The organism is Mesorhizobium sp. M1169 (genome assembly GCF_040318345.1).
In the GTDB taxonomy this organism is placed as follows: Bacteria; Pseudomonadota; Alphaproteobacteria; order Rhizobiales; family Rhizobiaceae; genus Mesorhizobium.
This window is the reverse complement of the sequence record NZ_JAMYME010000009.1, coordinates 1-14546: the sequence shown is the minus strand read 5'-3', so window position 1 is coordinate 14546 and position 14546 is coordinate 1. Positions and strand designations below refer to the sequence as shown.

The 14546-nt window shown below is 57.9% G+C and carries 10 protein-coding genes and 1 tRNA gene; 8 read left to right on the top strand and 3 right to left on the bottom strand.

The window, feature by feature from the left end; genetic code table 11:
- Positions 1-58 precede the first annotated feature (58 nt).
- Both NKH41_RS11675 and NKH41_RS11670 read right to left on the bottom strand, forming a co-directional pair.
- Positions 59-3031, bottom strand: a complete 2973-nt coding sequence (locus NKH41_RS11675) for a trifunctional glycosyltransferase/class I SAM-dependent methyltransferase/polysaccharide deacetylase (RefSeq protein WP_352770068.1) — start codon at positions 3029-3031, stop codon at positions 59-61.
- Between the two features lie 80 nt (positions 3032-3111).
- Positions 3112-3243, bottom strand: a complete 132-nt coding sequence (locus NKH41_RS11670; protein WP_352470878.1) for a glycosyltransferase — start codon at positions 3241-3243, stop codon at positions 3112-3114.
- 150 nt (positions 3244-3393) lie between these two features.
- Here NKH41_RS11670 and NKH41_RS11665 point away from each other — a divergent pair, with 150 nt between their 5' ends.
- From NKH41_RS11665 to NKH41_RS11630, 8 genes are all read left to right on the top strand, one after another.
- The gene (locus tag NKH41_RS11665; protein WP_352500816.1) at positions 3394-3612 is read left to right on the top strand and encodes a hypothetical protein; all 219 of its coding nucleotides are present in this window, start codon (positions 3394-3396) and stop codon (positions 3610-3612) included.
- A gap of 38 nt (positions 3613-3650) precedes the next feature.
- Positions 3651-4316, top strand: a complete 666-nt coding sequence (locus NKH41_RS11660) for a DUF3450 domain-containing protein (protein ID WP_352470876.1) — start codon at positions 3651-3653, stop codon at positions 4314-4316.
- 7 nt (positions 4317-4323) lie between these two features.
- Positions 4324-6981, top strand: coding sequence for an OmpA family protein (locus NKH41_RS11655; protein WP_352470875.1), 2658 nt, complete (start codon positions 4324-4326; stop codon positions 6979-6981).
- 15 nt (positions 6982-6996) lie between these two features.
- Positions 6997-7488 (top strand): Rab family GTPase, encoded by a 492-nt coding sequence (locus tag NKH41_RS11650; protein WP_254818889.1) that lies wholly within the window; start codon positions 6997-6999, stop codon positions 7486-7488.
- Between the two features lie 3 nt (positions 7489-7491).
- Positions 7492-8562 (top strand): adenylate/guanylate cyclase domain-containing protein, encoded by a 1071-nt coding sequence (locus NKH41_RS11645; RefSeq protein WP_352614629.1) that lies wholly within the window; start codon positions 7492-7494, stop codon positions 8560-8562.
- A gap of 439 nt (positions 8563-9001) precedes the next feature.
- Positions 9002-11227 (top strand): mechanosensitive ion channel family protein, encoded by a 2226-nt coding sequence (locus NKH41_RS11640; protein WP_352770065.1) that lies wholly within the window; start codon positions 9002-9004, stop codon positions 11225-11227.
- Between the two features lie 435 nt (positions 11228-11662).
- On the top strand, positions 11663-12961 hold the full coding sequence (locus NKH41_RS11635) for a tyrosine-type recombinase/integrase (protein WP_352770063.1): 1299 nt from the start codon (positions 11663-11665) through the stop codon (positions 12959-12961).
- A 163-nt stretch (positions 12962-13124) separates the two neighbouring features.
- A tRNA-Leu gene (locus NKH41_RS11630) sits at positions 13125-13211 on the top strand.
- Positions 13212-13884: 673 nt separating this feature from the next.
- Here the strand turns inward: NKH41_RS11630 and NKH41_RS11625 are convergent.
- Positions 13885-14538 (bottom strand): amino acid ABC transporter permease, encoded by a 654-nt coding sequence (locus NKH41_RS11625; protein WP_352932714.1) that lies wholly within the window; start codon positions 14536-14538, stop codon positions 13885-13887.
- Between the last annotated feature and the right edge of the window lie 8 nt (positions 14539-14546).

Sequence of the window (14546 nt, the reverse complement as noted above, 5' to 3'; positions counted from 1 at the left end):
CACGGAATAAAAAGCGGAACCAATTTGTTACGAATCTAGACACTGACAAGTTCACGGTTCATGCGAGCACGGCCTCGACAACGGCAACAAAGTCATCGAGCGAACGATCCCCACGAATCTCGATGCGCGGAAGGTCGATGGGATCGCAATCGAGGTCCGCCGGTCCGTGTCTGCCGCCGAAGCCGATTCGATAGCCGCACTCCTTGGCCAGCCTGCCAAGCCGTCGGTCGGTGACAGAGAAGGGTGCCGCGAACGCCGCGGTTGGCCGACCGGTCCACCGTTCGATGAACATACGAGAGCGCAGGAGCTCGGCGGCCAAGTCAGAGCTCGACAGACCATCGATCGCGCGATGCGTCGCCAGATGGCTTCCGAAGAACGCACCTTCGCCGGCGAGGCGTCGCACCGTCCCGGCGTCCATAAGCTGCGTCGGCGGGCCGCTGTAGGCGTCCCACTGTGCACTTTCACCCACCAAGTCCGTCACCAGGAACACTTCCGCGGTCAGGTCGTTCGCGCGCAAGGCCGGCCAGGCATGGTCGGCAAAGTTCTGGAAGCCGTCATCGAAGGTGATGAGCACTGGGCGGCCAACGAAAGGCTGACGGTTGGCGATGAACCATTCCAGCTGCTCGGAGCTAATCGCGTGAAAGCCATTGGCGCGCAGCCATGTCATTTGGCTGGCGAATGCGGCGGGCGCGAGCCGAAAACGGGCGAGCGCGGCCGGACCTTCATCGGAGACACTGTGATACATGAGGACAGGGATACGCTGCCGCCGCTCGCTATGTGCGACGTCGCGGCGCAAGGCCCGCGCCCCGCCCCAGACGATATTTCGCGCGACTCCGATTTCGATGGGGGCGCGGATTGGCACATGATCTATCGTCGGTTCCGTCGCCACGTCGCCTGGTGACAGGCGGCGGAAGCGGTCTATGCGGTAGAGCTCGGTCTGGATCGATTGCTCGAGAACGAGGCCGTGGGTCGCTGCCAGCGTCTCTGAGATCGCTTGTGCACCGAATGTGTTCCAGTCGAAGCCCGTCCTTTCAACATTGTCTCGTAGCACGAATGCGTGTGCGCTGATGAAACTGCCACCAGGCGCCAACGCCTCAACAAGTTTTTTGGCGATGCGCCGCAACTCGGTGAGATCGTCCAGGTAGTAGAGCACTTCCGAACAGACGATCAGATCCATCTCGCCCGGCAGCGTGTCCGCAGAAAAATCCAGTACGCCGAACTCAACGTTCGGCTGATCACTGCATCGCGCGCCCGCCCGCCCGACGGCTACGGCGGAGATGTCAGTTGCGGTCAAATGGCCCACGCGCGGCGCCAGCTGCCGCGTGAAGTGGCCCTCCGCGCAGGCCAGCTCAAGCGCCCGTCCGATGGGACCGGCAGGCAGAATTTCGAGCTGCCGCTCATATTTTTCCTGCTCATAGGGCGAACCGTAGTTCCAGGGATCCTCGATCGCAAAATGGCGATTCCAGAAAGATGTGCGGTCATTGTCGCGCCCATCCGCGGCCCGTGCACGGCGCGGCGCTGCAAAAGGCTCTTTAGTTTCGGCGCTCGACCGAACCAGCGCCTGCGCTTCCGCGGCCAATCCCGCAAGTTTGCCGAAATGGCTGTCCTGATCAGACCGGCGTCCCGCCATGGACAACAATGCCTCGGCTGCAGACATGTTTGACTTGTCGGCACCGGCGCCCTTTTGCGGTGCATCTACAGGCGATCGCCTCGCAAGTCGCGCGGCACTGTGCATAGGCCGCTCAGAGGGCAGGAAATTCAGGATCAATTCAATCCAATGACGCCTCGTCACTCTCCCGAGTACGCCGAACTGCACGAGAGCCTCGATCTGGCCATCCATCATCAGATGGGCATAGATTTGATCGATTCCTTTCGGTACTTCGATCGAGGCCGGATTTCGCACGTCGACACGAATTCCAAGTGTCCGCGCCAGCCTGCGCGGCGCGGCAAGATCGTCGACATCGAGCAGCATTTGCTCAAAGTGATACTGCACGCGGCGAGCCGCGTCCGGATTATTCCAGACCTTGCCGAGTTCGAGGATCAACTCGGTGAGGGAAGCGCCGAACCTGTCCCACCTGGCAGCCAATTGCGCTGGCACCGACAGGCTTCCTACCATAAGGCCATCGACGGCCACCTTGGCGATCTCACGCGCCCACTTACGTCCTGCTGGGAGCGCGCGCAGGGACTGCGGGTTGATCGAGCGCGAGCCGCAGCCGCAATCCGATGCGGCGTTCCACAACGCGAACCACGCGAGTGCTTCTGAAGCGGTGTGGCCGTTCGCGTCGGTCGCTCCATTGGCGTGAGCCGATGCCGGGTGTTTGACCCTGGGATCGGCGGAAAAGCCGCGAGCGATCACGACTTCGCCATCTGCCAGCATCTGCGCCGAATTGCGGCTGAGCGCGTTGGGGCTGGCCCGATAGAAAGCGAGCGGCTCGTCGACCATCACCCAATTTTTGCCTAGACGTGCGAGGCGCTGCCACAGATCCCAGTCCTCGCAGGTGCGCAGCGACACGTCGAAACCGCCCAACTCGACAATTATCTCCCGATCGACCAGCAGCGCGTGAGTGCGGACGGCACACCGGCGGGCGAACGTTTCGAAGGGTTGAATCGCAACCTCCGTTGCGATGCTCGACGCCGTGAGTTCGCCATCGGGCATCACGCGTCGGGAACCGCAATAGGCAGCCACTGCATCGGGAGCGGATTTCAGTGCGGCCAGCATTTTGGCAAGGAAGCTGGCATCCACCCAATCGTCCGCATCCAGAAACATGAGCCAGTGGCCGCGCGCCTTCGAAATCCCGCTATTGCGCGCGCCGGCGGGGCTATGCGCGCAAGAGCTCAACATCCGAAATCGGGCATCGTGCTCTACATAACCGGCGATGATCGCAGGGGTGCGGTCCGTGGAGGCGTCGTCGACGATGATCGCCTCCCAATCCATTATTTCCTGATCAAGAAGGCAATCGAGTGAGCGCGCCAGCGTTACCTCCGCGTTGTGCGCAGGAACCACGATTGAAACCAAGGGATCATGCGCCACGCCGTCTTACCCGCGCCTGGTTCGAGGTAGAACAAGATGTGTTGATCTTTCTCGGCGTAGGCCGTCACAATCGACGCCGATCAGTCCGTCGACCCATCGTCCATCACCACTATATCCAGTATCTGGCAGGTCTGCCGGCGGATGCCGGCACGCATTGTGCCGACGGTTTGCTCGGCATTGAGCATCGGTACCACACCGCCCTGCGGTAGCATCCTGGATCATCGAGCTTTCGTTTTCTTCGGCAAGAGTTGGCAAATGTCAAAACCGGATGACGGCATCGGCTGGCAGCACTGCCCTGTCAAGATAAGGGCGAATTGGAGGCGGGCAAAAAAGACTTGAACACAGGCTGAATGGCAGCGCGCATGCCCGACGGCTTGGAGCTGGGGTCGATGCGCCAGGGCATCTCCGCTCTCGCATTTCATCTGCATAAAGATGATCGCGGGCGAAGACGCGAGCGCGAGCTGATCCGGATCGAGCCGCATGTCGAAATCTACCCGAATGGGGACGTTCGAACCGACTTAAGCCGCGAAGATTCCGGCTTGCGGGTCGACAATTTTACTGGCAAGTTTACCAGTTGCTAAATTAGCGCTGTGGCAATGTTCAAAAGAAGGGGCATGGGATGGCCAAGGAATCTTCGAGTACCGCTTCTTCGGCAAATAAAGCGGACGCAAATCTGATAAGTAATGCAGACGGAAGCGGGCTGACCTTCATGGCGGGCCAGGCTCGCGAGAGCGGAGCCCCCGGCGACGCTGTAGGTGTCGACAAGATACGTGATCTGCTGTTCGGCAACCAGATGCAGGACTATGACCGCCGCTTTTCCAAGCTTGAAGAACGGGTCTTGCAGCGCTTCAAGGATGTCGAATCCGAGGCCAAGCGCAATCTTGAAATGTACGAGTCAAATGCAAAGAAGCAGGTTGACTCGCTTGCGGCGCAATTGCGGAACGAAAAAGACGCGCGAGCCGACGCCGATAAGGAGATTGATCGGAATCTTCGCGAGCAAAATCAGGCGCTCGAAAAGCAGGTGCGCGCGTTGTCGGATCAGTTGAGCGAGCTTGAGCGGGAAGTTGCGGACCGGATAAATCGAAACGATCATTTGCTGCGTGAGGAAATCAAGCAAAAGAATGAAAGCATTCAGATGCTGATGGAGAAAATGTTTTCCGATCTTGGCAATGTCAAGACCGACCGAAATCTTTTGGCTGGCCTGTTTGTTGAGGTTGCAAAATGTCTAAATCAGGATCCCGTCGGCAGCAAGAACAACTCGGAGCGTACCTGGAAAGTGAGTTGATCGGAACTTGACGTCGACTGTCGACCCAATCAGCCTCCCTCAAAGAGCAGCTTCGAACGATACAGAGATTGATCGCGAGGCGCTGGCTCGCCTTTTGATCGAAATTGCCCGGAACGTTGATCCGGACTATCGTGCGCGTCTCGACGGAATCCCAACCGCCGACCCTCGCATGGAAACGCTGCGCCAGTTGCTGGTCGGCCGCGAAATTTCGGAGCTTTCACGAGTTACGCACCTGCTCGACGAACCCGAGCAGCTTGCGGCTGCAGTGGGGAGCGTTCTCCCCAGTGCAGCCGCACGTGCGCCTCATGCGCAACTCGGAGAGGCCCTTGCGCCAGCTGTCGAGAGGGCCGTGCAACGGTCCATCCAGAAGAGCCCGCGTACGCTGACGGATATATTGTACCCGGTGTTTCTGCCGGCTATTCGCAAGTCGATCGGCGAAAAGATCGACCAGACCTTTCAATCGTTGAATGAAACTTTAAGACATATATTTACCTGGCACGGGCTCAAGTGGAGACTTGAAGCGTGGAGAACAGGAGCAAGCTTCTCAGAAGTTGTTCTTAAGCATTCTCTTGTTTATCGTGTAGAACACGTCTTTCTAATCAATCGCAATTCCGGGCTTTTGATAGCGCATGTAACTGCCGATAATGCAACTAGCGAAGATCCTCAACTCATTTCTTCTATGCTTAGTGCAATTCAAGATTTTGTAAAAGACTCATTTAACGAGAAAGAACAGAGCGGCCTGGATACCATTCGTTTCGGAGAGCTTCGTCTCTGGTCGGAAGTTGGACCGTTTGCGACCTTGGTTGCGGTGATCCGGGGAAATCCGCCGGAGGAATTACATGAAATAATTCGCGATGTATTGCTTCGCATCCATGATGAATGCTCACAGGCTCTAGAGCAGTTTGACGGCGACAGTTCGCAGTTGGCCGGCGTAGAGACGCAGTTGCAGACCTGCGTTGAACTGAAGCAGGAGGAATCAAACCAGGGATTTCCGTGGCTGGTCGTGGCTGCAGTCCTGCTGGTTTTGATTCCGGCAGGCGGTTGGTTCTTTCTTTCCTGGCAATCCGTGCAGCGCTGGCAGACCTATGTGTCGCGACTGGGGACCCAGCCGGGCATCATCGTTGCCGAACAAAAGGTGCGTGATGGCCAATTCTATATTGCCGGTCTGAGAGACCCGCTTGCCGCCGACCCGCAGTCGCTGTTGGCCGGAACGCAGGTCGATCCCGCCCGCGTTCATTCACAGTGGCAATTCTATCAGAGTCTTGATCCGGAGTTCGTATTGAAGCGGCTAACGGCGTCGCTGGTTCCGCCGGATTCAGTACGACTTTCGATCGTCAATGGTCGCATCGTTGCCGAGGGTGAGGCTCCCAACACCTGGATAGATCGGGCGCGCGCAGCGGCCCAACAACTTTCGGCAGGCGGACCGGAATTCGACATCTCCAGGGTTCGTGATGTGAGCCCCGAAGCACGCGCGGCGGAGCACTGGCAGACTTATGTGTCGCGACTGGAGGCCCAAGCGGGAATCATCGTCGCCCAACAAAAGGTGCGTGATGGCCAATTCTATATTGCCGGCCTGAGAGACCCGCTTGCCGCCGACCCGCAGGCTCTGCTGTCCGGAACGGAGGTAGATCCCGCCCGCGTTCATTCGCAGTGGCAATTCTATCAGAGCCTTGATCCGAAGTTCGTCCTGAAGCGGCTGATGGTATCGCTGACCCCGCCGGATTCAGTACGGCTTTCGATCGTCAAGGATCGCATCGTTGCCGAGGGTGAGGCTCCCGACATCTGGATAGACCGCGCACGCGCAGCGGCCCGACAGCTCTCGGCAGGCGGACCGGAATTCGACATCTCCAAGGTTCGTGATGTGAGCCCCGAGGCTCGCGCGGCGGAGCACTGGCAGACTTATGTGTCGCGACTGGAGGCCCAAGCGGGAATCATCGTCGCCCAACAAACGGCGAGGGGGGGACATTTCTATATTTCCGGCCTGAGAGACCCGCAGGCCGCCGACCCGAAGGCTCTGCTGTCCGGAACAGGGGTCGATCCTGCTCGCGTTCATTCACAGTGGCAATTCTATCAAAGCCTTGATCCGAAGTTCGTGGTGAAGCGGCTGATGGCGTCGCTGACTCCGCCGGATTCAGTACGGCTTTCGATCATCAAGGATCGCATCGTTGCCCAGGGTGAAGCTCCTGCCGCCTGGATAGATCGGGCGCGGGTCGCCGCCCAACAGCTGTCCGCGGACGGACTCTCTCTAGAACTCTCCGAGCTGCGTGAGTTGACCCCTCCGCAACTCACTCATTTGAGGGAGGCTATTCAAGCGGTCAACATTTTCTTCGATTCTGGCAAGGCTGTACCGGGACCAGAGCAACTGCCGGTTCTCGACAAATTGGCGAATCAGTTGAAGGAATTGGCCGAGGACGCCCGCAAGGCAGGCGTAACAGCACAGTTCATGTTGACCGGCCATTCGGACGAGACGGGCCGTGAAACGGCCAAGTTGTCGATCAGCGCCGCGCGCGCGGAGACAGTTCGTGCGCTTCTCAAGAAGCGCGGCGTCGATCCGGAGTTGCTCTTGGTTCGCGGCGCGGGCACCTTTGAGCCAGCGGAGATTGAAAATAGCCGAACCGGGAACTCCGCCAACCGCAGAGTTTCGGTTACGGTAAACTTCCACTAGGCGGAGCCCAGGATATTGCAAAAGAAGATCTGTATGTTGGGCGGGTTCGCTGTCGGAAAGACGAGTCTGGTTCGCAGGTTTGTGCAAAGCATCTTTTCAGAAACCTACTTGACCACGGTGGGAGTGAAAATCGACAAGAAGAGTGTCGCATTCCCGGACAAAACCGTGGATCTGATTTTGTGGGATTTGGCCGGCGAAGACGATATCGGCTCATTCCGCGTCAGCTATGTGCGAGGTGCGAGTGGGCTCGTGCTTGTCGTCGATGGAACACGCGCTGCTACTCTTGCCGTTGCGCTCACGTTGCGCGAGCGGGCCGAGGCTGAATTCGGCGCTATGCCGTTTGTATTGCTGTTCAACAAATCCGATCTGGCCGATCGGTGGGCAATATCGGATAGTGAAATTGACGAACTGAGGCAACTTGGATGGCAAATCTATCTAACAAGTGCGCTTTCGGGCGAACATGTTGATGATGCGTTTCGTCAACTTGCTTCGATGGTCAGCAAATAAACCATGAATGTCTTGCCAAGAGAAGTTAAAAGCTGGATTTACGATTTCTTCTACAACGAGCGCTCGGTCGCATATCTGAAAATCGACGCCCAGCTTTGCATAGCTGCGAAGGGCGGTAACGTTAACCATTACGGACTCTCGTCAGTTCGCATAGGTAAGCCTGTTGCCGAGCAGCTTGAATTCATGGAAGGTTTGTTGCCCTGCCCGGAGCTTCCATATGATATGGCCATGGTCGAACTGCCCAGCGGGCGTGTCGCGGACCTCCATCTTTTTGCTGACAATGCCTGCGTGTGGCTGCTCTTTCTTGACGCCACTGCCGAACGCGACAATAGGCAGCGGCTTCAACAGAAGGCTTATGAAATGACGCTTCTGCAAGAGAGGGAGCGTCAACTCAACGAGAAATTACAATCGACAAACGAGGCGTTGAGGGCGAGCCAAGAGGGATTGTCGCGTGAATACCAGCGCGCCGAAGCCCTACTCCTCAACATTCTTCCGGCGTCGATCGCGGAGCGGCTAAAAGCGCACGAACAAATTGCAGACAACCATGCGGAGGTGAGTGTGCTTTTTGCCGACATCGTCGGCTTTACGGAAAGAGCGCGGAGCGTCGGAGCCGTGACGACGCTCGCTATTTTAAATTACTTCTTCAAGGCGGCGGATCTGCTCTCGGAGCGATACGGCTGCGAAAAGATCAAGACAATCGGCGATTGTGTGATGGTGGTCGCTGGCCTGCCCACCGCGCGATCCGATCATGCGGAAGCCCTTGCGCACTATGCACTTGAACTGCGGAAGGCGGTTAAGCGCGAACGCTTCGCAGGAGAACCGATAAGACTCAGAATTGGAATTCACTCAGGACCAATCGTGGCGGGCGTCATAGGCAAAAGGCGGTTTGCCTATGACCTATGGGGCGACACCGTTAATCTCGCCGCACGTATCCAAACGTCCGCGGAGCCCGATGAAATCCGTATTTCGGATGCAACTCATCAACTGCTTGGACCAAATTTTGCTTGCGACCCACTCCAGGAAACGGAATTGCGTGGTACAGGTCGTGTGCGAATGTGGCGGCTCCCGGCCTGATTTGCCGCATGGCAGTGCCGACCCGGAAGCGCATTTCATCTCAAGCAACATCATGGTTTCGAATGTCCGCAGCGGTGCGCGAAGCAGTTGACCACCGAGCGACCGCCAAAGGTCTGTCCTGGTCAACTCAGGAAATCAGTTCCTGAGATTTAACGTCGATGCCCAGTCCATAGAACGGCCGGAGGCCTGGGACGAGGTCGGAATGTCCTGCCCCCGCGGCTAAATAAACACCGCCAAGTACCCGGCGCAACGGTCTGGCTCGGAACGATGACGTCTTGCACCGCAACATCGGTTTCTTCAAGGTAGGGCAACAACGGACATAGATGTCGTTGCTCGCCGATCTGACCGGAAGGTTAACAGCACGATGCCACTCATGACTCGACGATTGGGCGCCAGGAACCTGGCGCGCCCGGCACGGCGTCTCGGAGACCTGACTGCGATGTTTGCCCTGATTGCCAGGCCGCTCGTCTTTGGGATCGCCCTTTTGTTGGCTGGTCAGGCGCAGGCGCAGGCGCCGGCGACCGTCCCGCCTGAAAGGGTCAAACAGCTGCTCGAGCTTCTCGACGATCCGTCAGTGAAGGCCTGGGTGGCCGAACAGCGAAATCAGGACGCCGGATCAACGGGAGCGCCCGCCGAGAGAGGGGCTTCGCCGACCGACGCATCGTCCGGCGCTGTGGCCGCACCAGGCCAGATGAATACGATGGCATCCTCGACGCTCGATGGGATCAGGCATCATATCGAAAGAATCGTGCGAACTTTGCCCTTGCTGCCAGGCCAGTTCGCGCGCGTTCGGGCAGAGACGATGGAGGATATGTCCAGCAAGGGGCCTGCCGGCGTATTTGTGCTGATTGCAATGTTCATCGCTGCCGGCCTGGCACTCACTTGGGCAACATTCAAGCTCACCCGTCCATTTCGTCTTTGGATTATCGCGCAACTGAAGGATACGCCTGTTGGGCGAGCCAAGAAGATTGGTGGCCGCCTGCTTTATTCCAGCATGCTGATAGTCTCTTTCGCACTGGGCAGCGCCGGCGCGTTCATGTTGTTCGACTGGCCGATGCTTATCCGCGAGATTGTACTGACATTTCTGATGGCGGCAGTCGTTACATGGGGTGTGCGCATGTACGTCATGGCCACGCTCGTCCCTTCCTTCATGAACGTCGAGAACGCCGTCGAGGTTCGTGCTTTGCCGATCACCAACGAAGCGGCTGACCATTGGTCCTATTGGCTACCCCGGATCGTCGGCGTCTTCGCCTTCTTCGGCGCCGCGTTTATCCTCTTGCCAGGTCTCGGCATCGATCAGGACGGAATGACGGTCCTGTCACTGGTCGCCGATTTCGTGCTGCTGCTGCTCCTGCTGCTCGCCATTTGGCGTCGGCCAAGAACGCAGCGAGACGGTGCGCGCCACATCGGTCACACGGAAGCGACATGGCTATTGACTGCTTATTTCGTCGTCCTGTTCCTGCAGCGTATCGCCGGCCTTTATACATACTTCTGGTTCACCTTCGCCGCATTCTTCCTGCCTTTGGCAATCGTGGTGACGCAGCGCGGGGTTAATTTCGTTCTGCGGCCAGGTTCGGAAGACGTCGGCCGGCCCACGATCCCGGCGGTGACGATCGCTGTCATCGATCGCGGAATCCGAATGATTTTCATCCTGGCGGCGGCTTACCTTCTCGCACGTGTCTGGGGTCTGGACATGCAATCCATGCGGGGCAGTGATACGACGACAACATTCATATTGCGCGGCTTGATCAATGTCGTGGTCATTGCCCTTGCCGCCGACTTCGGCTGGTCGATCATCAAAGCTTTGATCGAACGAAAGCTGGGCATCGAAACACCGCACCCTGTGATCAGCGACGAGGACGTCCCGATCCTCGATCCGCAGCAGGCGCGGCTGCATACGCTCTTGCCGATCCTCCAGAATATTCTGCTCGCATCGATCATCGTGATGGCGGTGCTTATGATGCTCGCCTCGCTGGGTATCCAGATCGGCCCATTGATCGCCGGCGCTGGCGTCGTCGGCGTCGCGGTGGGCTTTGGGGCACAAACCATTGTCAAGGACGTCATTTCAGGCGTGTTTTTTCTGCTCGATGATGCGTTCCGTGTTGGCGAATACATTTCATCGGGCAATTACAAGGGTACTGTGGAAAGCTTTTCGCTGCGCTCGGTGAAGCTGCGCCACCATCGTGGTCCGCTGTTCACAATACCTTTCGGTGAACTCGGGGCAGTCCAGAACCAGAGCCGTGACTGGGTTATCGACAAATTCAACATCACCGTTGGTTATGACACCGATATCGACTTCGCTCGCAAGCTGATCAAGCGGATCGGCCTCGAACTGGCGGAAGATCCCGAGTTCAAACACTGGGTGCTCGACCCGATCAAGATGCAGGGCGTACAGGAGTTCGGCGAATACGGCATCGTATTGAGGGTCAAGGCCACAACCAAGCCGGGAGGTGCCTTCGGTATGAAACGCAAATTTTATGTACGCCTCCGCCAGGTCTTCAAGGAACAGGGCATCGAACTCCCATTTCCGACCGTCCAGGTCCAGGGGCTACAGAACCAACATGGGGCAGAGAATGCACCGTTGGAGATCACGCCCGAGTTGAAAATGGCCGTCGCGCAGTCGCACACTATTCGGCGCAGAAAAAAAGCTAGCACAACGGAATAGAAGAGCTGTGACACCTGCTGGTCACAGTGCGGCTTTCCGCGCATCGCTCATGGCAGGGACACTCTTTTCGCCACGTAAGCAAAAGGCGCCCCGAAAGGCGCCTCTTAATCGCTTGGTTCCCCTCAAGGAAACTGGAGCGGGTGAAGCGATTCGAACGCTCGACCCCAACCTTGGCAACCCGTTCCGGCGGTTTTCGCTACAGCAAGTCTTTTTATCCCATAGCGCTAAAAATCCCTACGTATCAATAACTTACATTGACACCCCTGTCGCCGGGCCTACGCTGCAAACACCCCGGATTTCCGTTCTGGTGCTTCCCCCCTGCTTCCCCGGCGATGCTGCACCTGCGTGGGGAAGCAGATATTCCCGATCGCGCGCGCCTCCAGTCAAGCCGCGTCTCGCAGCAAAGGAAAGCCGTATCTGAAAAGGAATGCCTGAATGCCGAAACTTACAAAAAAGCTCGTTGACGCCCTGGAGCGTGACGCCGACCGCGATGTTTTCGTGTGGGATTCCCAGGTGCGCGGTTTTGGCGTGCGCGTCAAACCCTCCGGCACGAAAACGTTCATCATCCAATATCGAAACGCCGAGCGGAGGACGCGGCGGTTCGTGATCGGCCAGTGCGGTGTGCTGACAGCCGAAGTCGCGCGTGACCTCGCAAAGAAGAAGCTGGCCTCGGTGATCGACGGCGGCGATCCATCGCAAGAGCGTCATGCCGCCCGTGAGGGAATGACGGTGGCGCAGGTTTGCGACTGGTATCTGGAGGAAGCGGAAGCCGGTCGCCTGCTTGGCAGGAATAGGCGTCCTATCAAAGCCTCGTCGGTTACAGGCGATCGCAGTCGCATCGAGCAGCACATCAAGCCGCTTGTCGGAACGCGCGTTGTTAGTCACCTGAAGCTAGCGGACATCGAGCGCCTTCAGGCAGACATCGCGGCGGGCAAGTCGGCGCGGGAGCGCCATGCAGGGCGCGGCGGGCAGACTTCAGGCGGTGCGGGTGTGGCCGGGCGAGCGATCAGCACGCTGCGCAGCCTGCTCAACCATGCGCGGCGGTTGGGCATCATCGAGCAGAGTCCCGCGAACGGTGTGCGTGTGATTGCGTCGAATAAATTGAAGCGGCGTCTGAGCGCTGGCGAGGTGCGCCATCTCGGAAAAATCATGGCGCAGATGGAACGTGAAGGCGAGCATCCGACAGGCCTCGCAGCGATCCGCGCGATGCTGCTGACCGGCTTCCGGCGCATGGAAGTGCTGGCCATGCGGAAGGAATGGATCGAGCCGGAAGACAATTGCGTGGCCTTTCCGGATACGAAGTCCGGCGCGCAGATGCGTGCTGCCGGCGACGCCGCAATTCTGCATCTGATGAGCCAGGGACAGCGCAGCAACTCTCCCTATGTCTTTCCCGCCGACTGGGGGGACGGCCATTTCATTGGAATTGTCCGCGTGCTCGACCGGGTGTGCGGGCGCGCCGGGTTGGAGAACGTGACGCCGCATACCCTCCGGCACACCTTTGCCAGCATCGCCGCTTCACTCGGCTTCAGCGAACTGACCGTCTCCGGATTGCTCGGGCACGGACCGAGAGGAGTGACGCAGCGCTATGTCCATCTCGATGTCGCGTTGGTGATCGCCGCGGATCAAGTCTCAGCCGAGATTGCACGATTACTTGACGGAGGTGAGATTTTGTCCACCAAGGAAGCGAGGCGTATTCGCTTGTCGGGACATGCCGGGATGCTCGCTTCTGTATGACGGAATGAGAGCCGCAACCAGCAGGCGCGGTCATTGGGAATCAGTCTCAAGAATGTCGTATTTCAGCGGGCTGGCGGTGTGGGAGTGAAGAGTGAGAATTCGGCCAAAATGGCGCTCGGGGCAGGCTAGGAACCGAGACCTAAAGTAGGATCGGCGGCACGCTGCGGGCGTGGCGGAATTGGTAGACGCAGCGGATTCAAAATCCGCCGTCCTTACGGATATGTCGGTTCGAGTCCGACCGCTCGTACCAGTCACCTTCAAACTACGAATCTGGGGGTCAGGAGTTCGAATCTCTTCGGGCGCGCCATTATTTCAATAACTTAGCCGGACTCCGCAGACTAAAGTTATGGATTAGTCTGCGATTTAGTCTGCGGAAAACATCTTGATGGGGCCCGGGTGTGCGGATGTGAGGCCTACCTCCGAAGGCAGAGGTCACAGGTTCGAATCCTGTCGGGTGCGCCATTTTTCCTTTGTATTTCAATGCATTAGCTGGTCAGTAGACGCAATGTGTATGTCCGAGGCAATGTGCCCCTAAGCAGTGGAGCAAGCGTTTGGCCACAAACTGACTGACTCATTGGTCCAATTGCGCGTTGGATTCATCCATTTTTTGCGGAAGCGGCGCCGCGATGATCCAGCGAAACGATTGAGCGTTGCTCCCGAAGGCAGCACTCTGCGCGTTCGGTCCGATGGTTTTAAGCTCGAACTGCAGAACAGGGCAGCGGCGAACGCCTGTCCGAGCATCCACAACGTAGCGTCGGCGGGATGATGATAGCGGAAGACCGCTGTCAATGGAATCGCGTCAAATCACCAGTACATACATCGGCTATTTGAGGTTCTCCTCGGGCTTTTCATGGCCAAAAGAATTGTCTCCCAGGTGTGGCTCGATATCCGAAGCTGGGCGATCCTCTCCCACATGCTTGCCCTCACGTCCGCACCCTGAGCGCCTGCTCCAGCCTGTCGGCAATCTGGGTGACGATATAGGCAATCACCATGTAGATCACGACGGCAATCACGAAGGCTTCGAGGTAGTAGTAGTTCAGCGCGGCGGTCAGCTGGGACTGGGCGAAGATATCGACGACCTCGATGGCGAATCCGAGAGAAAGCGCCTTCATGATGACCATCATCGAGGTTGTCAGGTCGGGAATTGCCGTGAGAGCCACCTGGGGAAACAGAATCCGTCGGAACAATTGGCCGTTCGTATAGCCAAGGGAATGGGCGGCGTCTGACTGACCAGTGTCAAAGGCGTTCAGGGCTCCTTTGATAATCTCCGATTGGAACGCAGCGATACAGCCTGTCACCGCAATAATAAGGATAACCGAGTTGGGTGTTTCGTGGGCGTTGAAGTTGATCCCGAGCAACGAGAGCAGGAACTGGAATGCCGGGGGCAGACCGAAATAGGCGAGGAAAATCACGATGACCATCGGAACGCCCTTGAAGATGATCTTGTAAGCCATGATGAGCTCTCGCAGCACCGGGACTCGTCTGTATTCGACGAGTGCAAAAATGCTGCCGACTAGCGTCGACAAGACGAAAATCGTCAGCGCCATTCCAAGCGTTACAGGTACGGCGCCCAGAATTTCCTGGG